We start from the raw sequence: 21,488 nt of genomic DNA on the forward strand, positions 1-21,488 counted from the left end.
CTTGTTACACCAATCTATTCCTATGGTTCATCAGAAGGTGACTTTCAGCTATCGCTTCCCATTGGATTTTTATTGATTTTGTTATATCTATCAAACCGAGAGAGATACCATCCGTCAAAAATGAAGGCGAGTCTTCTAGGACTTTCCATAGCACTATACCAGCTAATTCTTCAATATGTTGGATAGCTACATTGACGGGGGAGAAGGGATTACGAGTAGTAATCCGATGACTCCTATGAAATACCCTAATAAAAAAACGACGTATGCCTGGCTCTATCAAGGAGCGAGGTCATACGTCATTAGTTGGCTGAACGTGCAAGCTTTCATAATTTATTTTAAAACGTATTTTGTGATTGTTTTATCCATGTGAAGATAAAATGTGTTTGCATCGTGAAAACGAATATCAGCTTGGTGAAAAAGAGCGTCATCGAGTTCAAGCGTGTTTTTTACTTTTAATGTCCGTGAATCTAAAATGTAGTAGATTGCCTTCTTCGGCTCTGGTTTGGTTGAATCATACCAAGCTTGTGATCGATCAGTAGCTCCGAAGGCAATACTCTGATCATTGAGTTGCTGTAGCAATCCTTGTGCAGGTAAATCATCAAACGTCTTGGTCGCAATCAATTGATTGTTAGCATTATACAGACTAAGCTTATTTTTATCTTGAATCAGATAGTTGTTTTCTAAGGATACATAGAAAGAATCGTACATGTTATGCGCGTATGTTGTGCCGTAGATTGCATCACTTGCTGGCTTAGGCAATCTTCTGGACCATTTTTCTTCCCCGTTAGACTTGTAGCCGTGTAAAGTTTCTACTTTCGTCTTGGCATCATATATAGGAACAATCACAGTGCCACCACTGAGCACTTCAAAGTCAGCATGCACGATATTAACGTGATCTTGCGGTTGGACAGCAGAAACAACCTTTTTACCAGTGGATATGGAATAGATATCAATGGTCGCCTTGTTTCTCGGTGCATTAGAATTGATCAATCCGACGTAGTTGCCCTGAATATGACGCATGTGACCAGGAAATTCCGTTTTGATAAGCTGCTTGCTTTCCTGGTTGTAAATTGTAATTACGCTAGTGTCTTTGGTGAACGTAACTACTGCTATACGCCCATCTTTCAGTATATTGAATTGATAATGCTGTTTGAATGTTTTAACCCAACGTTGCTTGTTATTGGAGTCTAGGGCAATCAATTTGTATACCTTTTTGTTACCGGACATTACCTCATCATAATAGTAGACATTACCTTCCTCATCCAAGTCAAAAGAATTATAGCGCATAGGTGAGTCATGAATCCATTTTTGTTTTCCTGTTTTATCATCTATCGCGAGTATTGAATTTACAGCCTTAGATTTACCGGCAGAACGAGCTGATTTATACAAAAATGTATATGCAGTTTCTAGATTAGTACGTTCTGAAACGATAGGAAAGATAATTTTCCCAGTGTAATAATTGTTCTTACTATGTATTTCCGTGGTCGTATCAGTAGGTACTTCATATGTCCATTCTGGCTTAGGAAGTACCTTATAACTCGCAGCAGATACGGTCATGTTGGTTGAGACTAAAGGAATCGTAAGAAGAGCCGTTAAAGTCGTCATTAAAAATGTACGTTGAATGATTTTTCTCATGGTATGAGTTACTCCTATTCTGGTTGTACTGGTAGATATAAATCTATAATGCTACATTCAACTTGTTACATGCATCCTCCTAGTTAGATGACTCTTAATTTAGATTTCTTACATAAAAGTTACGGGAAAACAGGGGAAATGCGGATGGAATAGCACAATCGCTACAGATTTTTTTACGTTCCTCCTTACTTTTGATTAAAACATCCTTTCAAGTATAACATATGATTATGGATCATCTACACTTCGATGGAGGATGCATTAAAGGTAGAAAATGTACATTTTTTCGGGGAAGACCTTTAGTATGTATATTGGAAAAAACAAAAGGAGAGTGTACAATTACATCAGGTATGTAAGCGCTTGCTTTATTTGAAAAGGTCGGAGACAGTACATGTATCCGTCCTGAATTCTATTATTCCAATACCAAAGGAGATGCCTTATGAAACAACAACCACCTAAGCCGCACCAGCCGCTCGTAACCCACATCTTCACTGCAGACCCGTCAGCTCATGTCTACGAGGGCAAAATCTACATTTATCCTTCCCATGACCTCGATCATGATGAGCCGAGCAACGATAACGGCGATCAGTATAAAATGGAAGACTATCATGTCCTCTCGATGGACAACTTCGATTCCCCGGTGGTCGATCACGGCGAAGCGTTGCATCTGCGAGATATTCCGTGGGCCTCCAAGCAGCTTTGGGCACCGGATGCCGCTTATAAAAACAACACCTATTACCTGTTCTTCCCGGCACGGGACCATGACGACATCTTCCGTCTGGGTGTGGCAACGTCAGAGTCCCCAGCAGGACCGTTCACGCCGCAGCCGAATTATATGGAAGGCAGCTTCAGTATCGATCCAGCCGTACTGGTGGATGACGATAATCAGTCATACATCTATTTTGGCGGACTCTGGGGAGGCCAGTTGGAGAAATGGCAGACCGGAAGCTTCGTGCCAGATGCAGAAGGACCTGCACCTGACCAGCCGGCGCTAGGACCGCAAGTTGCACTGCTTAGCGACGACATGTTATCCTTCCAGGGCAAGCCTGCCGAGATATCTATTGTCGATGAAGACGGGAATCCGATTCTGGCAGGGGATGAGGAGCGAAGATATTTTGAAGGTCCATGGATGCATAAATATAACGGCGATTACTACCTGTCCTACTCCACAGGAACCACGCATAAGCTCGTATATGCGATCGGCAAGAACCCTATGGGACCATTCACGTTCAAGGGCGAGATTCTCTCACCAGTGATCGGCTGGACAACCCACCACTCCATTGTGCAAGTTGAAGACAAGTGGTATCTGTTCTATCACGATAGCTCCCTGTCGGAAGGCGTCAACCACAAACGCTGCGTTAAATATTGCGAGCTAAACTACAACGAAGACGGAACAATTCAGAAGATCAATCCTTATCCGGATGCGGAGTAAGCTGGCGGGTTAGCGGAAACAGCTAAGATCACAAGATAAGGTGTAAGATGAGGCAGCTCCTAACGGGGCTGCTTTTTGTATTCTAAACGGTATAGTTTCCATCGACCTCATTACTTCCTGGTTCGGTTGAAATCAATTTTTCTATCATCTTTCCAATACATGGCATAAAAACATTTAAAATAGCCCCACTGAAACAGACAGCCAGTGCAGTTCCTATACCTATGGGTCCATTAAAAATAAATGCCATGAACAGGAGTACAACGTTAATCAGAGTTCTCGCAAAAAATATATTCGTTCGAGTTATTTTTTGTAGTGAGAGTGTTAATCGATCGATTGGAATCGGTGCAAAATTAGTCTGTAGATACATGGCCGTTCCTATTCCTGCAACAATCAAACCGCACCCGAAACACAAAAATTTGAAAAACAATAGATCAGGTGCCACCCAAGTCCGTAACAATAACAGCCAGAAGTCAATACAAATGCCTGTTATAAGGGCAGTTATTAAGCCCAAATATTCAGGTTTCTGTTTTTGTAGAAACGAATTAAAAAATATCATAACTAGGGCAATGATAATCTCCCAGCTGCCAACAGTTAAACCTAAGTTTAGGGACAATCCGACCAGAAGAGCATCGAATGGAGAGCTTCCAAGCTTTGATTGTATGGTCAATGTAATGCCAAGAGTTAAAATTAAGATACCTATTGCATAAATTAAATATTGATTTACACGTGATAACGGCATCATTTCGATAATAAATCTTTCACCATTAGATAATGCGGTATTCCATCTTCCATAAATACATCGGAGGTCGTCTGGTATCCTAGCTTGTGATAAAATCCCTCTGCATGTGTCTGTCCGTGTAATTTAACTTTGGATATTCCTTTATCTTCTGCAATCTCTTCCAGTGATGTAACGATTAATTTACCGAGACCAAATTGGCGATAAGGTTTTAAGATACATATACGATCTAATTTACCTACGCCATCTCGAATAATAATTCTGCCTGTTCCGGCGGGGAGTTCATTAAAATAGACCAGGATGTGCTCACACTGTCCATCTAATTGATCATAATCGTCAAACTCATCTTCAATTGGTACATTTTGTTCTTTCACAAACACTTCTTCTCTTATTTGAAAAGCGATGTTGAGTCCCTCAATGGAGTCTATTTTTTTTGATTTCATTTCTTATAATCCTTTCAAAAATTCATTTTGTAATGATAAACAAATTAAACATTCTTTTGGATGATTATAAACGATTTAATTTTTGTTGTAAATACAACAAAAGAATGCGCCGAAGGAAAAATAAAGTTGGGATATGAAGTAAATGGATTCAGTTTGAACGAGTATAATGTCTCTTGTAAGTTATACAGTTTACAGAAAAACTCCTTTATACATTCACATTCAATTCAGCCATTTGAGGGAAAATCATGGTGAGGTGCATCTCATCGACATGGTGAAGCTCCTGAAGGGAAAGGATTCTTATGATTGGTTTGCATTATGGAATTTCCCACAAAAAAGAGAAGAACATGACTTAATCAGTTAGTATTTTTTCGCTAAAAAGTTCGTTTGGCTTCGGTGGGCATAATTCCGCAATACATATCCGAATATATAAAAGTGAATAAAAATTAGCGCAGGACCCTGGTAAAGCTGGGGTCTTTTAGTTGTTGAGCCGCTTGTTTGGCCCGCCATATCGCAGACAAAATCACAGCGTCTGATATTTTTCATTGCAAATCAAACTTTTTGAACAACTCGCCCGTCTTGCTTCCGTAAGGCAATTGCAATTGATGGTTACCCGCGCGGGCCCAAAGGAGTGTCTGATTAGATGAGAGTCGGCCGGAAGCTGGAAAAGCTTCTAATTCAATGTATCACCGATAACCAAGAAAGTGCATATCGACTGGCTTACAGCTATGTCCGCAACAAAGAGGATGCCCTCGACATCGTACAGGATGCCATCCATAAAGCGTTCATGTCCATCGAAAACCTGAAGAATACGGGTTCATTAAAGAGCTGGTTTTTTCGGATCATCGTGACAACGTCCCTGGATTTCATACGAAAACAGAAAAAAGTCCAAATTATGGACGAAGAAAAACTGGAGGTTGTGCTTCCAAGCACCCAAGATCATTATGCCGATCTGGATCTGGCAAGATCACTGGATGAGTTGCCGGAAAAATACCGTATTTTGATTATCCTTCGCTTTTTTGAAGATATGAAGATCGAAGAAATTGCCGATGTGCTCAACGAGAATCTCAATACCGTGAAAACAAGGCTCTATCAAGGACTGCAGAAGCTTCGGGTAAACATGAGCGAGGAAGAACAAAAAGAGGAGAGACGATAATGGATGATAAGCTAAATAGGATGAAACAGGAATATGAGTCCATTCCTATTCCTGATGAATTAAATGAGATGGTGAACAGAACGATTGCTTCCCGGCGAACAAAAATAAAGGCCATGCCCTGGCTCGTAAGCGCTGCAGCTGCCTGCATCCTGCTGTCTGTCGGCGTAAACGCTAGCCCGACCTTCGCCAAGGCGCTATCTGAAGTGCCGGTGCTCGGACAGATTGTCAAGGTGATCACCATCCGGGAATATGCCGAGCAGAACGAAAACACCGATGTGCATATTAAAACGCCCGGCATTGTCGGTACCGGCGATTCTGAACTGGAAAAGTCCCTAAATTCCAAATATATGGAGGAAAACAAGAAGCTGTATGAAGGCTTCAAGGATGAAGTGGCCCAGCTGGAAATAGGTGGGAAAGGCCATCTCGGGCTGGAAAGCGGCTATGAAGTCGTCACCGATACGGATCGGCTGCTGACCCTTTCTCGTTATGTCGTTGAATCAGCCGGTTCCTCCGCTGAATCCCGCAAATACGATACCATCGATAAAGTGAACCATATCGTCATCACGCTGCCGAGCCTCTTCAGCGATGAACGCTATATTCGAGTGATTAGCGACAATATTAAAGAGCAAATGCGTCAGCAGATGAAGGACGACCCAAGCAAGGTTTACTGGGTTCAGCAGCCGGGGACCGAGGCGGATATGCCAGAGGATGATCTGTTCCGCAGCATCGCGAAGGACCAGAATTTCTACATTAATCAGGACAGCAAGCTGGTCATCAGCTTCAATGAATATGACGTAGCACCTGGCTCCATGGGCGTTGTCGAGTTTACGATTCCGACAGAGGCGATTCAGGAATTGCTCGTCAGCAATAAGTATGTTCAATAACCACTGTACGACTAAATCTTTTTTAATCACTAGGAGGTAATTACAATGAAAACGAAACAATATACAACAAAATGGACTAAAACCTTAGCCGTAGCTGGCTTGGCAAGCATTCTGATGGTGTCTGCTCCCGGGTTCTCTTCCGCAGATGTCTATGTACAGGCAAAGGCCGCTTCCGGCAACGGACAGATTATGGCTCCCAACCTTGCCACGAAGATGGTGACAAGCAAGAAACTCCAATCATCTGAAAAATGGCTGAAGACGGATATCACCATTCCCGTATTCCAAGGACTCGCGGACACCAAATATCAGGATGAGGTGAATGCTATCATTGAATCCCATGCCTCCAATGATCTTGAAAAATGGGAAAAGGCCGCCGCTGAAGCAGCCACCTTGGCCAAAAAGAATGGCTACACCATGCACCCCTACCAGCTGTTGATCCAATATGAGCTGACATCGGACGGCTCGGACAACGGCCTGGTCTCCCTTAAAATCACCACGGAGGGGACCGGCATGAATAATCCGGAGACACTTGTCGACACGTACAATTTCACGAATAAAGCCGAGGCCAAGCGCGTAAAGCTTGAAGACCTGTTTGGCAGTAAGTACTCATCCATTCTGGATGCGCATATTAAATCCGCAATCGCTGCAGACCAAGATCTTTATTTTAAAGGGGAGAACGGGTTTCAGGGCGTAGATCCAGAGCAAAGCTTTTACGTGAAGGACGGCCATGCACACATCGTGTTCCAAAAATACAGCATCGCTCCGGGATCGACCGGCACTCCTGAATTTGCCGTGAAGCTACCGGACCAAAATAAAGTACACGGAGCTGTCCAAGCGATCATTCCTTCCAGCAAGCATTACATCGGCAAAGACGGGAAGCTAATGATTCCTTTAGCCAGCGTGCTACGCCAGCTGAATTACGACGTTACTTGGAATGGCAAAAGCAAAACCACCGACATTACCAAAGGAGCCCTCTGGAGCTCCATCAGCTTGAACAAGGACAGCTATTTTCTTGGAAAAAATGCTCCCCACAAGCTCGGGGCGGTACCGGAAATGAAAAATGGATACCTCTACGTGCCGCTGGAATTCCTGTCCGATATTCTGAAATTGAAGGTCATCCAAGACAAGCAGGGTCAGATCACGATCTGCAACGCAGAAAATTAAAAACGCGCTTTCCTGCTTTTCTGTCCGCCCTCATATTCGATCACAGCAAAGACCGCCCGCAAGAATTTGCGCCAGCGGTCTTTTTTTTCTTGTTGGGGGCTTGTGACATGCCCAATCACAGATAAGATCACAGTGGTTGAAATTACTAATTGAAAAATCAAACTTTTCAAACAACTCGCCCGTCTTGTTTCCGTAAGGCAATTGCAATTGAAGGTTACCGGCGAATTTTTCTATGAATTTTATGTAAGAACGAGTTCATAGATTAATAGTTAGCATAATTACGAGATGATAGGACGTGTACAGGATTTGAAATTACATCATGAATCAACACAAGTGAATGGAATTGCAATTCGCGGTGGAAGCCGCAAACGAAGAAGGAAGATTCGTTATGGAAAGTTAAGTTTGGTACTTATGGGTTTGATTCTCCTTGTCATGGGGACTACGCATGTATTCAGCGGTAAGACACATTGGATAAAGACGATGGTTGAACTGCCACCCATTTCTGTTATTAAAGAGCCTGTTCAATTAGGGTTCATACAGGGTTCGCCAGACTCAAAAGAGCAACCGACGAGATTCTTGGGTCAAATCAGCAAAGTAGCATATATTACCTTTGATGATGGCCCTAGCAAATACACGGAGCAATTGCTGGACATTATGAACCAGTACCATGCTAAAGCTACTTTTTTTATGGTTGGAGAGAATCTGGATCACTACCCGGAAGCGGTGAAACGTTTGGTGAAAGAAGGCAGTTATCCCGGATTGCATAGTATGACACATAGTTATAAAAAGTTATATAAGAGCGGCAGCTCAGACAACTTTTTGAATGAATTTAAAGAAGTGCAAAATAAGGTCGAAGCATTGATTGGATATACACCACATCTGATACGTGCGCCTTATGGAAGCAGCCCACAGATTGGTGAGGCATTTAGAGGGGATATCGCGGCAGCAGGGTTTAAAATGTGGGACTGGACAACGGACTCACTTGACTGGAACCTTCCCGGCCAGCCCAATAAAATTATATCCCGGATAGAAAGAGGCGCACACCGAGATATAGAAGTTATTCTGATGCATGAACGGAAACAGACTGTAGAAGCTCTGCCACAAATTCTAAAGCTACTGAGAGCAAAAGGCTATGAGTTTGAGGTTTACAATCCGAATGAGCATATGGTTGTTAATTTCAGCCACGATCCTCGCTTGTAATTTAACTTAGATAAACTATCAGTAAAAGAGGGAAAACCGGTGAAAATCACAAGTAAAAAACGGATATATGCTGTTCTTATTACCTTATTTCTTCTCCTACTTAACGGATGTGGAGAGCCTCAGGAGCCAGCGGTCAATCAGATTAATCATCTAGCTCAAAATAGTCAGGCGATCGACAAATCTCTGGAGTCCCTTTCAAATCATGAACAAGAAGATATGAAATTATACAATTTTATTCTGAGGCAAGGGAGAGAGAAAAACAGTAATGTAACAGGGTTGCTGGAGCAAGTGGAAACTCATGTACAGGCGCGAAGAACTATTCTTGAACAAATAGAAAAAGCTAGGCAGCAGGCAGATGAACAAACGAAATCACTTCAACAATCCCTGCTGAAACTTTCGTTTGAAAAAGAAAAAACACTTTCTCTTGCGGAAAAATCTCTCGAACAATATGAGTCAAGAAACCAAACGCTTCAGATGTTTATTGAAGCTTATGGATTGGGTTTGGATGCTGAAGAGCAAGTGTACGGATCTATGAGAGGGCGTACTAAAACAGATCTTAAAGAAATCAAACTTGCTATTAAAAAGAGAAATGCTCTATATGACAAATTGAGTAAAATTCAAGAAAAGTTCAACTTACTGACCCAGACATTTAACAGTACTCAAGAGCAGCTTATGAAGCAAAGCCAAGAAAGATGAGCGAAATTAAGATCGATAACTCCCATGCTAGATCATGAACCGATGGGTAGAATGGGTACAAGAACATGTTCCCAGCCAAGGACTAGTACTTGTACTGATTGCCGGAATTGACATGAACATAGTCCGATTACCGATTAGATATATGTCTAAAATAAAAAGCGAGCTAAAGGTGAGCGAGCTTTAACTTGGGTCAGTAGCGCTACAGGTAAATACTTAACCATAAAAAAGGATGAAATATTTGTTTACTTCGATACGTATTGTGTCTTATAATTTTCACAAAGATACATATCGTATCTAGAAAGTTTGTATCGCGCAAGTAATGTACAGGTGCTCGCATCTTGGTTCCAGTTTTGGAGAAAGGAGGGAATGACCGATGGAAAAGAAAAAAACGACTTGGGTGACACCGGAATTAGAGGTGCTGGATGTGCAGCAAACGATGGCTGGCTATGGATACAGACAAATTGATTGGATCGAAGAACATGATGCAGACCTATATGATCCGTCCTGAGATCCTACTTCAAATTAAAAATCATATTATTGCTCAAAAGGTCGCCTGTGGGCGGCTTTTTCGATGCTAAGATGAGGGACAAGAATATGTTTCAATTTCATATACATAAGCAACTTCAACAAAATCATGGTGATGCATTGATCAGATTCCCTCCGCTTCGTAAGTCATTTGGTAGAAAGCATTGGTTACCGAAAGTATATATGTATTTTTTGACGCATTAAACTCTATATCGGATTCATTTGTTATGTTAGACAGGTTCCACATCATTTATAGCACTATGAGAGGGGAGTGATCATTTTGAATACTTCTAAACAAATGATGCCTCATAATTCCAATGGTCTGTTTAGTACACTTGGAATTTATGGCGTCCAAGGAGTTTTTATTATTCTGTTCTTGTTATTAAGCCCTATCTACTATTTGAACAAATGGGACTTTAAACGTCGCAAAAAGCGGAAACCTTTCTACACCAGTAAATTAGTTCAATTACAAGAGCGTTATCCGATTCTCTACGAATTAGCCATGTACGTTCAGAACTTCCCTATTCCTCATAATGTCTACAAAGTTTTACCCCCTTTAAGGGGCGATGTTCTTCAGGTGGGCTGTGGTACAGGTTTACTGAACAAGTATCTTCGCAAGCAGAAGGATATTCGTTTTCTCAATATGGATCCGAATTTAAATGCGCTGAAACTTGGAAAGAAGTGGGGAAGGTTCAATTCCTATATCCATGCCTTCATTGATAAGCCGACTTCTTTACCTGAACATTGCTGTGATATGATTTTGTTTGCACGAAGCTTTCATCACATTCGTCATCACAAAAAAGCCTTCATTGAGAGCAGCAGATTGTTACGTGATGGTGGATCAATTATTATTACGGATCCGGTTATACTCAAGTCTCTTTCGGGTTCTGTAACGGATGGTGGTTATATGGCGAACTCTTCGATTGATGGTGTAATTTGGAGATTTACCAAAGAAACATTAATTACTCACATAGAGCGCTGTCTTCCTCCTGAATTAAAGATTGAATCCGTAACCGAAACGAGACAAGTGCATGTAACGAATTATAATTTATTTGTGCCTCAGACAGATATCGTAGTGGTACTTCGAAAAAGTTATTTTCCGAACTAGTTACGGTAGAGAACTCGAACATTCGTAACGAAGCAAACTACGGTTTTGCGCGGGCAAGCATTGGTTTAAAAAAAGCAGTAAACGAAAAGTTGTAAAAAGGTCCCGTTGTCGTGGGACAAAACATATACCCATTGAAGTCGCTAATTTAGCGGCTTTTTATTTTATCGGTACAAGTTCATGTCCTTAGATTGAGATAAGAACTTGTACCAATTGCCTGAAAAGAGCTTGTTGAATGTTTGCGGAAACATTTATGAGAAGAAGAAGTAGCTTTATTGTTACTCTCTGCACCGACTGCTATGGAATATTATTCTCAGCTAGGCTTTGAAAAAATTGAGAAAGCATTTTGGATACCAAGAGTAAAGTAACCTATCTGCCAGGGCATGAAAAAGCTTCAGCAACACAACTCAACAATGCAGAGCAATACGGTGAGAGGATAAGAGTGATGAAAGTGTTTAGAAGATACTGACTTGTTAACATTACCCTTCGTATTGAGTGATAATGAAGCAGTTGGTATTTAGAATTTAATGCTCTTAGGATGACTAACAATTCTACGATCAATATTGCTCGTTAATCAAAAAGGCCGCTGATCCACCTGTTTCTAATCACTCCAGGCTCATCGTAGTGACTATTCTCAAGTTTTGGTTTTAACCTCCAAAAACCTTTTTCCCACTGTGAACAATCGGGTTCAATATATTGAAGTCCGCTGATTACAGAATCAATATCAGAAGGGGAGAGATCGATGAGTTCTTTTTTATGGAATAGGGCTGTAAAGCCATGTTCAATAGAAATTCTGCAGTTTTTGTTAAAATTAAGGGAATAGTATGAATGCCCATCTTTAGCATGGTCATGCAGAATCTGAAGTAAAGGAAGACCTACATATGAATGGAGGTCCTCTATCTCTTTAGGATAAATCGATTCAAACGAGTGATTTTGTTCATCATATATCTCATAAGAAACCCCGTAGGATTGCCATTCCAACAAACTTTTTAAGAAGATCGTATATATCTCGTGAAAATGCTTTTTAACAAAATGAATTGTATTTAGATCTTCCGTGGTTAGTGCATTTTTAGTATCGATATACGTATTAAGCGAATATATCTCCGTATTAAATAAATCTACCGAAGCTTTAACCTCCAATGACCCTTCCCAACTTTCATATTTTTCGATGTATCGCAATTGATCTAATGTTCTGTTCATTGTTCACCTCATAATTAATCTTTATTAAACATAAAGCTTTATATATGTAGCTTGGGTCTTAGACACAAAGATCGATATACCTAACGTAATTCTCAGCACTTGAGCAGACGAGTGACTAGATTTTATATGCTTGGAAGTAAAATATAGGATATTCTACTTGTAACACTAAAAAGCAGAATTGTACTATGATTAGCAAAGAAAACCTCATTTTAAAAATGATATGTTCTCTCCATCACTAATTAATATAACAAAAAATTAGGCTTAATAGGCAATGAAAGTGTAGGAAAGAAGTGAACTTAACAAAATAGTGGCTGCACACGGGATTGTCGAAGAACAAGAACATAGTTCGATTACTGATTAGTTGTATATCTAAATGTACTGATAGCAAAGGAAATAAATTAAGCCAAGTAAAAGAATGATTTTACATCAATAAAATCCAAATCCGTGAGTTAGCTGTCTATATAACAGGAGGTGAACGACAATGATCGATGCACAGCAACAAATCAACGCCGCACAAAACGGAGATCACGATGCCTTCGTTTCTCTTATAAAGGATCGAACGGATAAGCTGCACCGAGTGGCTCGCCATTATGTACGAGAGTCCAAAGATGCGGAGGATATAGTTCAAGATGCCCTTGTTAAGGCTTATGAGTCACTGCACACGCTGCAGCAAGCCGAAGCGTTTGAGAGCTGGCTTACCAGAATTGTGGTGAACCGGGCGCTCAATTATTTGGAGAAATCCAAGCGTGTTCACCTGAGCGATGACCCGCAGGTTCACGAGCACGCGGCCGTTAACGATATCGATCAAACCCTGGATCTGGAGCGTGCATTGGCCAGTCTGGATCCGAAGCTGCGTCAGCTCCTGTTCTTAAAATATAAGAGGGACCTGACCCAGCAGCAAATCGCCCATCTCCTGGATATGCCCTTAGGTACTGTAAAAACACAATTACGAAAGGGGCTGGAACATTTGCGCAACGAAATGGCTCAAGATTTTCTCGAACGAGACTTGGATACATTACGCCTGCAGTTAAGACAACAAGCAGAGCACCAGTTTGCCGTTTCACCGGATTATGATCTGATCGTCAATGACTATCAAGAGAATACCATTAGGGGAACAGGGAAAGGTGAAGTGGGATTTTTGTGGGTTAAATCAGGGAGTGATGACGCCGTTTCTGCTACGCTCTCCAAGGACGGCAACTTGATAGACTATTCCATTTCCTGGACCTCATTGGACAACGAGACAAGGCTATCTGAGGAGAAGCTCAAACAGCAGGCAGAGCAATTCCTGGAAGATCATTATCCCGGCGCAATGCGTGATTTTCCGTATTGTGAGATGGAGTGGATGGAAGGGATGTTTGGGTACACACGACAGCAGAAGGCGATGGGGTTGCCGCTTCCTGGGACGGGATGCATGATTATGGTTCATCCCAGCGGTCGCGTGGTCGGATTTAGGTACTACGGAACCGTTACAGGGCCGGCACTCCCAACCATGATCACACCAGAAGAGAAACAGATGGCGTATATGAAGGCGAATTTTTTGCTACATGTGGAATATTGCAAATTGGACAAGGCAGTGTACACGGATGGTGACGATCAGGTCCATCTTGTTTACGCCCCTCGAAGTAGAGGACTCATCTATAATGCATCATCACAGGAGGAAGTTCTGACAACCTATAGGGCAGAAGCTGTCCCCTCTGACCCAAGAACTCTGGACGAGTGGTCAGGTGAGTTCCCGCCCGCGCGAAGCCTAGAAGAGTGGATTGGCGTAGACAACGACCAATTTCAGTTAGTACAAGACGACAATATTGACTCGAACACCAAGTTAATGGTATGGAAGCAACAGAATGAAGAACGTCCAGCCAAGAATGACCGGTCTTGGAAGGCCTATTGGGCTGATCAGATGGAGGGAGCGGTCAAGGCGCGAGTAGACAGCCAAACCGGACAATTGATTGACTTTGTTTCGCATGGTAAGCCAGATCAACTAGCTCCATTAACCTGGGATCGAGACGCATGTATAGAAGTAGCTGTGGACTATGTCCGAGGATTAGCAGCCGAAATGTTGCCGTATCTCAAGCTTCTAACTGAAGAGACCAATGACGAAGATCGTTTGGAAATCATTCGCTTTGGTGTATATGTTCAAGACGTATCTGTCAGGGATGAATGCTATCAACTAGCTGTTGACCGCTCCAATGGGAGGGTCAAAAGTTTGATGTCCCCCTCCATAAGGCCAGAACAGTTAAAGAAACTAGAGACCGTACCTTCATTTGATTCCCAGACAGCCATCCATCGATGGACGGCACAGACCAAGCTGCGTCTGCAATGGGAACGGATGCACAATGCTAGAACAGAAGAGGCCCCATACGAACTAGTATATCGAATGATTGGTAGCGAGCACGAGCGGACGCCTGAAGTACTTGATGCGCATACGGGGAAGTTATACGAAAATACTTTTTACTGATAAACGTAGAACAGCATTGGAAGGAGGTTGGTGTCCATTCCAGAATGGACACCAACCTCCCATAATAAAAACAATATTGTCGAGGGGCAAGAACTTGTACCGATCGCCGGAATGGACAAGAACATATACTAATTAACGGGCAGGTGATTATTTTGTTAAAAATCAAAATAAGAGTTGCCCTATATAACCCTACTTTGATATAAATACTATAAATACTGCCAAAAATGGTTCAATTGCATTCTTGTTGTTTAGTAGGTTACAAGTTTTCTTTGTCATCGATAGGAATATATAAGTAGGAGGTTTCTGCATGGTAAAAGTACAAGAACGTCGGCATTTAGTCTTGATTGGTAACGGGATGGCTGGGATTAACACGGTGGAACAGATCTTAAAACTGGCGCCCAGCACCTACAGGATTACTGTATTTGGGAGTGAACCTTATCCCAACTACAATCGTATTCAGTTATCGTATGTGCTAGAAAAGAGTAAAGCAGTTGAAGACATCATTTTGAATGACAGGAACTGGTATTTAGAGAACGGAATAGAGCTATATACCGGAACGACTGTAACACATATTGATACGGAACAAAAAATCGTGAAGGCAGACAATGGTATGGAGGTTCCATATGACAAGCTCATTGTTGCAACCGGTTCCAATCCGTTTATGCTTCCGGTACCAGGAATAGATAAAGAGGGTATTGTAGGCTTCAGAGATATCGCAGATTGCCAAAACATGCTGCATGCAGCAGATCAGTACAAGAAGGCTGCTGTTATTGGTGGGGGTCTGCTCGGATTGGAGGCTGCCAAGGGGCTACTCAAACTGGGGATGGATGTGACAGTGGTCCATCTGTTTGAGGAGATTATGGAACGTCAGCTTGATCATACCGCCTCACTGATGCTTCAGGCAGAGCTGGAAAGCCAAGGTTTGAAATTTGCTACCGGCAAACAGACTGAGGCGTTTCTGGGAAATGACCGGGTCAGCGGTATTCGTTTTACCGACGGAACGACGCTGGATGCAGAATTCGTAGTCATGGCGGTGGGAATTCGACCAAACACTGCATTAGCCAAGAAAAGCGGCATTGTGGTTAATAAGGGGATTCTTGTGGATGATTATATGCGTTCTTCAGCAACGGATGTTTATGCGGTAGGGGAGTGTAACGAGCATCGGGGCATTACATATGGGCTCGTAGCTCCACTATTTGAACAGGGAGCTGTCCTTGCGAAGCATCTGTGCGGAGTGGATACGAAGCCGTATGAAGGATCTGTGGTATCTACTCAACTCAAAATATCTGGTGTAGACGTGTTCTCCGCTGGTGAGTTTATGGATGCAGAAGGACTGTCTATCGTGCGGATGCATGATGACTGGTTACGTATTTACAAAAAAGTGCTCCTGCGCGGCGGACGGATCGTCGGCGGTGTTCTGATTGGTGACGGAAAGGAATCTTCCCGACTGCAACAGTGGATTCGAACAGGCACTGTAATGACAGAAGCCATTCATCATGCGATTATGGGACAAGCCTCGGTCGAAACCGAGAATACGGCCGCAGAGCTGGCGGATGAGGAAATCGTATGTGGTTGTAATGGTGTGACGAAAAAACACATTGTGGATGCCATTAACGAGAAAGGATTAACCACGGTAGAAGAAATCAAGGTGGCCACAAGTGCATCGCGTTCTTGTGGAGGTTGCCGACCGGTTGTAGAGCAGATTCTTCAATATGTGCTCGGGGACAAGTATGATTCAGCGGCGGCGAAACAGGAAGCAATCTGTTCCTGTACCACACTGAGCAGAGATGAAGTCGTGACGGCGATTAAAGAAAAGGGGCTGATCACATCTAAAGAAGTAAGATATGCGCTGGAATGGGATAACCCGGAGGGCTGCTCTAAATGTCGGCCTGCGCTGAACTACTATCTGGGTATGATCTGGCCAACTGAGCATGTGGACGAGAAGGATTCACGTTTTGTAAATGAACGGATGCATGCGAACATTCAAAAGGATGGAACATTTGGCGTTGTGCCGCGGATGTACGGCGGGGTAACCACTCCGGACGATCTCAGACTTATTGCTGATATTGCGGTGAAATACAACGTCAAGCTGGTTAAAGTAACCGGTGGTCAGCGGCTGGACCTGCTTGGGGTCAAAAAAGAGGACCTGCCAAAGATCTGGAAGGACCTTGGCATGCCGTCCGGTTATGCGTATGCGAAGGCGCTTCGCACGGTCAAGACATGCGTGGGATCACAGTTCTGCCGTTTTGGTACGAAAGATTCGATGGCGATGGGAATAATGCTTGAGAAGAAGTTCGAGCGGTTAGATATGCCGGCCAAGTTCAAGCTTGCCGTTAACGGCTGTCCGCGTAACTGCGCGGAGTCAACAACCAAGGATATTGGGATCGTCGGTAATGAGGGAGCTTGGGAAATTTACGTTGGCGGTAATGGCGGAATTAAAGCCCGACTTGCTGAACTGCTGTGTAAGGTGCGAACAGATGAAGAACTTCTGGAGATTGTCGCCGCGTTCATGCAACATTACCGGGAGACAGGCAAATATCTGGAGCGGACCTCGGAATGGATTGAAAGGATGGGATTGGAATCCGTCACGGAAGCTGTAGTCAATGATCTGAATAACCGCCGGGTTTTGGCTGAGCGGATGGAGGTCGCTCTGGCGCAGGTGAAGGAACCTTGGAGTGAAATCCTGAATAATTCGAATTTAAGGGAAAGGATGTTTGAAGAGATTAGTATCTCTACGAAACAGGACTAGAAACAGGAAGGGGCTGCATGATGGAACCAATATTGAATAAAGATGAATACACGTATTATCTTATTGGCAATGTAGATGATTTCACAGAGAGACTGGGACGAGTAGTGCGCTTAGGTAATGAAGAGATTGCGATATTTAAGACAACGGACGGACAGATCTATGCCCTTGAGAATAAAAGCCCTGGTCCGCGCGGAGGCACGATTGCAGAAGGAATTATATCCGGGGATGTCCTGTTCGACCCAATCTGTGACTGGAAGATTTCGTTGACGGATGGTCAGGTGCTTGATCCTGATACGGGACAGGTTCGGACTTATCCGGTTCAGGTTCACGTAGAAGAGGTACGAGTTGGATTACTGAAGAATGTGGGAGAGACTTTCCATGAGTAAAGACCTTCAGAACAAGAACGAATGGGTGCTTTAATTGTGGAGATTGCGAATTATTATGAAAGTCAGCGAAGTGGAGTAAGACAGATTAAAAGCTGAGAACACAATATCTAGATTAAAAGGTTCGAATATGTGGGCTGTAAAGACATCACTCATATCATGTCGAGGGACAAGAACATAATCACATTAAAGTCGCTATTTTTAGCGGCTTTTTTTTATTTTATCAGTACCAACAAGTTCTTGGTCAGTCATGATTTGTCAGAGGGACAAGAACATTGTTTCATTTCGGATTAGATAATTGCTGATGACTCTTGGATAACATTTTCTTGAATTTGTTTGTAGAGCGCCAGCTTTTTCAAAGAGTAGCATCTCCCCATAAACTTTATGATTTTATAATCAATTGGTCATATAAAGCCTGGTTCCTATATATTATAATACGGCACGTTAAGCGCTTACAGTTTGAATTAACAAAACTAACTAGTCAGCCGACTTTTCAAATGCATAACAAAAAAGAGAGGATGACGAACAAATGAAAAAACGCAGTGCTTTAATCTCCATCATTACACTCCTTATTATGTCACTTGTTTTTACTGCATGTGGTAATTCTTCTGGTTCAAAAACGGAAACAAAGCAATTAGGCGCTAATGCCGGTGAGAATGCAACAGAATTATCATTTTGGACATTCGTAGATTTGCACGGCAAGCATTTGGATAAAATGCTGGGGTTATGGAACGAGCAGAACCCAGACAAACAGATTAAGTTGAATGTAACGGTTATGCCTTACGATGATATGCATAACAAGCTCTTACTGGCAGTTACAAGCGGAAAAGGTGCTCCTGATATCGCGGATATTGAGCTAGGTAAATTCCCGAAATTCTTGGAAGGTGACAACGTTCCCCTGGAATCTTTGAATGATGTATTTACACCATACAAAGACACTGTTGTTCCTTCACGTGTCGAGATTTACTCCAAAGCCGATCAGGTTTATGGCTTTGATTATCACGTCGGTGCGACGCTTGCTTTCTACAACACTGAAATTCTCGAACAAGCAGGGGTTGACTACAAGACCATCAAAACGTGGGAAGATTACAAACAAGCAGGTATCCAGGTTTACGAAAAGACTGGCAAGTATTTAGGTACTGCTGATACGTCAGCTTCGTTCCAAGCATCGTTGCTACTAGCTCAGCAAAATGCTGATTTTACAGATGAAAATGGTAATCCAAAAGTGAACTCGCCTGAAATGATTAAAGCGTTTGAAATGTTAGTCGATCTGCAGAAGAACAATGTTATTCATACGATCCCTGGCGGACAACCCGACACAGAAGAAGCAAAAGGCGAATATAACAAAGGCAACTACGCAAGTGCATTAATGCCTGAGTGGTACATGTCCCGCTTTGTAAACGAAATGAAAGATCTTAAAGGGAAGTATGCAATAGCTCCATTGCCTGTATTCGAAGAAGGTAACCCTCGTTCCGTTGGCTTAGGCGGTACTGGCACAGTTGTTACTAAGAATGGTAAAGACGTTCAGTTGGCAAAAGAATTTGTAGCCTTTGCTAAGCTTTCGAAAGAAGCTACTACTGAAATTTGGAATACACTTGGATTTGACCCAATCAACATGGAAGTATGGAAAGATGATGCAGTTACGAAAAACCCTGATAATGAGTACGTCCAATACTTTAAAACAAATGCATTTGATACGTTGAATGAAATCAAAGACGAAATTAGAGCGATTAAGTCCGTTAAAGCTTCACCAACCATCGGCAATATATTCAATACGGTTACTTTGAATGCGATCTTTGAAGATGGCCAAGACGTGAAGGAAGCGTTGGATGAAGCACAAGCAGCAATTGAACAAGAATTGAAATAAATATACGAAGTAAATGATCTGACTAAACCTGTCGGCAGGTATAGTGGTCGGCAGGTTTAACCATAGTCAAGGGAGATTGAGAATATGATAAAGAGATTTGTATACTCTCAAAAAGTTGCACCTTATGTTTTTGTATTGCCATTCATACTTATATTTTTGATATTCTGGTTTTTTCCGCTTATAAATTCATTCGTAATGAGCTTTCAAGATCGGATGTTGGGACAGGATCCTAAATGGATTGGTGAAGCAAATTATTCGAAATTACTTACGGATAAAGTGTTTTTGATATCTATTAGAAATAGCGTTGTGTACATGTTAGGAACTTTAGTGCTGTTGATTCCTTTTCCCATGTTATTCGCCGTTATGATCAATAGTAAGCTAATGATGGGAAGAGAGTTTTTTAAATCTTCCTTCTTTCTCCCTGCATTGACATCTGTCGCAGTTGCGGGTACTATTTTCCGCCTTACATTCGGTGAGATGGAAGGTTCATTAATGAACAGTTTCCTAGGTCTATTTGGTGTAGAGCCTATTAAATTTTTGAAAGACGGAAATTGGAGTATGGCAGCACTGTTAATCCTCGCATGTTGGAGATGGACAGGCGTTAATATGCTTTACTATCTATCTGGTTTGAAAAGCATTGACAATGAATATTATGAGGCTGCTTCAATTGACGGTGCATCTGCTTGGCAGAAGTTCAGAATGATCACAATGCCATTATTGAAGCCGACCACGGTATATGTTACCACAATTAGTGTTTATGCAGGTTTAGCCATGTTTACTGAGAGCCTGATGATGTTCAACGGTAACAAATCACCCCAAAATATTGGCTTAACCATTGTTGGATATCTGTATAGACAAGGGATTGAGCAGAATAAGCTGGGTTACGCAGCTGCGGTTGGTATCATTCTGTTAGTCATTGCTATGGTTATCAATTTAACACAGTTGAAATTTAGTGGAATGTTCAAAAAGGAGGAGGATTAAAGTGGGCAAAAGTCAGACGAGGAGTGATTTCATCTCTAGAATAGTAATGATTTGTTTATTCATTATACTATTCGTTATAATTATGATCCCATTCTACGCAGTGGCCCTATCTTCCTTCAAGCCAGGTGAATCCTTAGTTAGATATGGTCTTAACCTACGTTTGGATTTTGAAATCATGAGTTTTGATAATTTCCTCTTTTTGTTTACTGGAGAACATGATTATTTTGTGTGGTTTTGGAACAGTACGATTTTAACCATCGTTCAAGTGGTTTTAACACTTTTTGTAAGCGCATTTGTTGCATATGGTTTTGCAGCATATCAATTTAAAGGTAAGAACTTCCTCTTTATATGTGTTTTGCTCATTATGATGGTGCCTTTCGAAATACTGCTGGTTCCTTTGTACAGCCTAATTAATGATTTGGGAATGGTGAATAGCTATTCGGCAATCATTCTGCCCGGTATAGCCAATGCCGCGACCATATTTTTCTTCAGGCAATATCTACGAAGCATACCCAAAGAGATTATTCAATCTGGGCGGGTTGATGGCGCAAACGAGTATGCGATTTATTTTAGACTAATTATGCCGATTATGAAGCCATCCTTTGCAGCAATGGCCATTTTGAATGGGATGAATAGCTGGAATAATCTATTGTGGCCATTCATGGTGCTCGGAGATCAGAGTAAATATACACTTCCAATCGGTTTGAAAACGTTGTTAACTCCTTATGGCAATAACTATGACCTATTGATCGTGGGCTCCTTCTTTTCCATCATCCCAATTTTCATACTATTCATTGCTTTTCAGAAATATTTCATAGACGGTATGACTGCAGGCGCTGTCAAAGGGTAGTATATATTATGATGAAACAAGTGATAAGAT

General features: G+C 42.1%; 18 protein-coding genes. 14 read left to right on the forward strand and 4 right to left on the reverse strand.

The features are described 5' to 3' along the window. Positions 1 to 330: 330 nt before the first annotated feature. Positions 331 to 1,635 (reverse strand): hypothetical protein, encoded by a 1,305-nt coding sequence (locus tag AC1VYS_RS15295; protein WP_482910413.1) that lies wholly within the window; start codon positions 1,633 to 1,635, stop codon positions 331 to 333. A gap of 436 nt (positions 1,636 to 2,071) precedes the next feature. Here AC1VYS_RS15295 and AC1VYS_RS15300 point away from each other — a divergent pair, with 436 nt between their 5' ends. Then, positions 2,072 to 3,064, forward strand: coding sequence for a glycoside hydrolase family 43 protein (locus AC1VYS_RS15300; RefSeq protein ID WP_482910414.1), 993 nt, complete (start codon positions 2,072 to 2,074; stop codon positions 3,062 to 3,064). Positions 3,065 to 3,146: 82 nt separating this feature from the next. On the opposite strand, the gene AC1VYS_RS15305 is transcribed toward AC1VYS_RS15300, so the two are convergent. Both AC1VYS_RS15305 and AC1VYS_RS15310 read right to left on the reverse strand, forming a co-directional pair. After that, positions 3,147 to 3,806, reverse strand: coding sequence for a YczE/YyaS/YitT family protein (locus AC1VYS_RS15305; RefSeq protein ID WP_482910415.1), 660 nt, complete (start codon positions 3,804 to 3,806; stop codon positions 3,147 to 3,149). After that, entirely contained in the window at positions 3,803 to 4,243 is a 441-nt protein-coding gene (locus AC1VYS_RS15310) for a GNAT family N-acetyltransferase (RefSeq protein WP_482910416.1), read from the reverse strand. The genes AC1VYS_RS15305 and AC1VYS_RS15310 overlap by 4 nt, the downstream gene beginning before the upstream one ends. A gap of 640 nt (positions 4,244 to 4,883) precedes the next feature. Here AC1VYS_RS15310 and AC1VYS_RS15315 point away from each other — a divergent pair. From AC1VYS_RS15315 to AC1VYS_RS15345, 7 genes are all read left to right on the forward strand, one after another. Next, positions 4,884 to 5,396, forward strand: coding sequence for an RNA polymerase sigma factor (locus AC1VYS_RS15315; protein ID WP_482910417.1), 513 nt, complete (start codon positions 4,884 to 4,886; stop codon positions 5,394 to 5,396). After that, positions 5,396 to 6,280, forward strand: a complete 885-nt coding sequence (gene rsiV / locus AC1VYS_RS15320) for an anti-sigma-V factor RsiV (RefSeq protein WP_482910418.1) — start codon at positions 5,396 to 5,398, stop codon at positions 6,278 to 6,280. Before AC1VYS_RS15315 ends, rsiV begins: the two co-directional genes overlap by 1 nt. A 45-nt stretch (positions 6,281 to 6,325) precedes the next feature. Then, positions 6,326 to 7,444, forward strand: coding sequence for a stalk domain-containing protein (locus AC1VYS_RS15325; RefSeq protein WP_482910419.1), 1,119 nt, complete (start codon positions 6,326 to 6,328; stop codon positions 7,442 to 7,444). Positions 7,445 to 7,750: 306 nt separating this feature from the next. Next, entirely contained in the window at positions 7,751 to 8,644 is an 894-nt protein-coding gene (locus AC1VYS_RS15330) for a polysaccharide deacetylase family protein (RefSeq protein WP_482934377.1), read from the forward strand. Between the two features lie 39 nt (positions 8,645 to 8,683). Then, positions 8,684 to 9,340, forward strand: a complete 657-nt coding sequence (locus AC1VYS_RS15335; protein ID WP_482910422.1) for a YkyA family protein — start codon at positions 8,684 to 8,686, stop codon at positions 9,338 to 9,340. Between the two features lie 373 nt (positions 9,341 to 9,713). Then, complete coding sequence (locus tag AC1VYS_RS15340; RefSeq protein ID WP_482910423.1) at positions 9,714 to 9,848, forward strand: paeninodin family lasso peptide; 135 nt, start codon at positions 9,714 to 9,716, stop codon at positions 9,846 to 9,848. Positions 9,849 to 10,145: 297 nt separating this feature from the next. Continuing rightward, positions 10,146 to 10,973: a class I SAM-dependent methyltransferase gene (locus AC1VYS_RS15345; protein WP_482910424.1), complete on the forward strand. Its 828-nt coding sequence runs from the start codon at positions 10,146 to 10,148 to the stop codon at positions 10,971 to 10,973. A gap of 567 nt (positions 10,974 to 11,540) precedes the next feature. Here AC1VYS_RS15345 and AC1VYS_RS15350 read toward each other — a convergent pair. Continuing rightward, entirely contained in the window at positions 11,541 to 12,170 is a 630-nt protein-coding gene (locus tag AC1VYS_RS15350) for a hypothetical protein (protein WP_482910425.1), read from the reverse strand. A 481-nt stretch (positions 12,171 to 12,651) separates the two neighbouring features. On the opposite strand from AC1VYS_RS15350, the gene AC1VYS_RS15355 reads away from it, so the two are divergent. The 6 genes from AC1VYS_RS15355 (at position 12,652) to AC1VYS_RS15380 (ending at position 21,458) form a co-directional block, all read left to right on the forward strand. Beyond that, complete coding sequence (locus AC1VYS_RS15355; protein WP_482910426.1) at positions 12,652 to 14,628, forward strand: sigma-70 family RNA polymerase sigma factor; 1,977 nt, start codon at positions 12,652 to 12,654, stop codon at positions 14,626 to 14,628. Between the two features lie 307 nt (positions 14,629 to 14,935). Then, positions 14,936 to 17,377 carry a nitrite reductase large subunit NirB gene (nirB, locus tag AC1VYS_RS15360; protein WP_482910427.1) on the forward strand — a complete coding sequence of 814 codons (2,442 nt, stop codon included), beginning with the start codon at positions 14,936 to 14,938 and terminating at the stop codon, positions 17,375 to 17,377. A 20-nt stretch (positions 17,378 to 17,397) separates the two neighbouring features. Then, positions 17,398 to 17,763: a nitrite reductase (NAD(P)H) small subunit gene (locus AC1VYS_RS15365; RefSeq protein ID WP_482915008.1), complete on the forward strand. Its 366-nt coding sequence runs from the start codon at positions 17,398 to 17,400 to the stop codon at positions 17,761 to 17,763. A 526-nt stretch (positions 17,764 to 18,289) separates the two neighbouring features. Beyond that, positions 18,290 to 19,627 carry an ABC transporter substrate-binding protein gene (locus AC1VYS_RS15370; RefSeq protein ID WP_482910428.1) on the forward strand — a complete coding sequence of 446 codons (1,338 nt, stop codon included), beginning with the start codon at positions 18,290 to 18,292 and terminating at the stop codon, positions 19,625 to 19,627. A gap of 84 nt (positions 19,628 to 19,711) precedes the next feature. Further along, on the forward strand, positions 19,712 to 20,608 hold the full coding sequence (locus AC1VYS_RS15375) for a carbohydrate ABC transporter permease (RefSeq protein ID WP_482910429.1): 897 nt from the start codon (positions 19,712 to 19,714) through the stop codon (positions 20,606 to 20,608). Positions 20,609 to 20,654: 46 nt separating this feature from the next. Then, positions 20,655 to 21,458, forward strand: a complete 804-nt coding sequence (locus tag AC1VYS_RS15380) for a carbohydrate ABC transporter permease (protein ID WP_482915009.1) — start codon at positions 20,655 to 20,657, stop codon at positions 21,456 to 21,458. Positions 21,459 to 21,488: the final 30 nt, after the last annotated feature.

It is taken from the genome of Paenibacillus sp. G34, assembly GCF_056856875.1.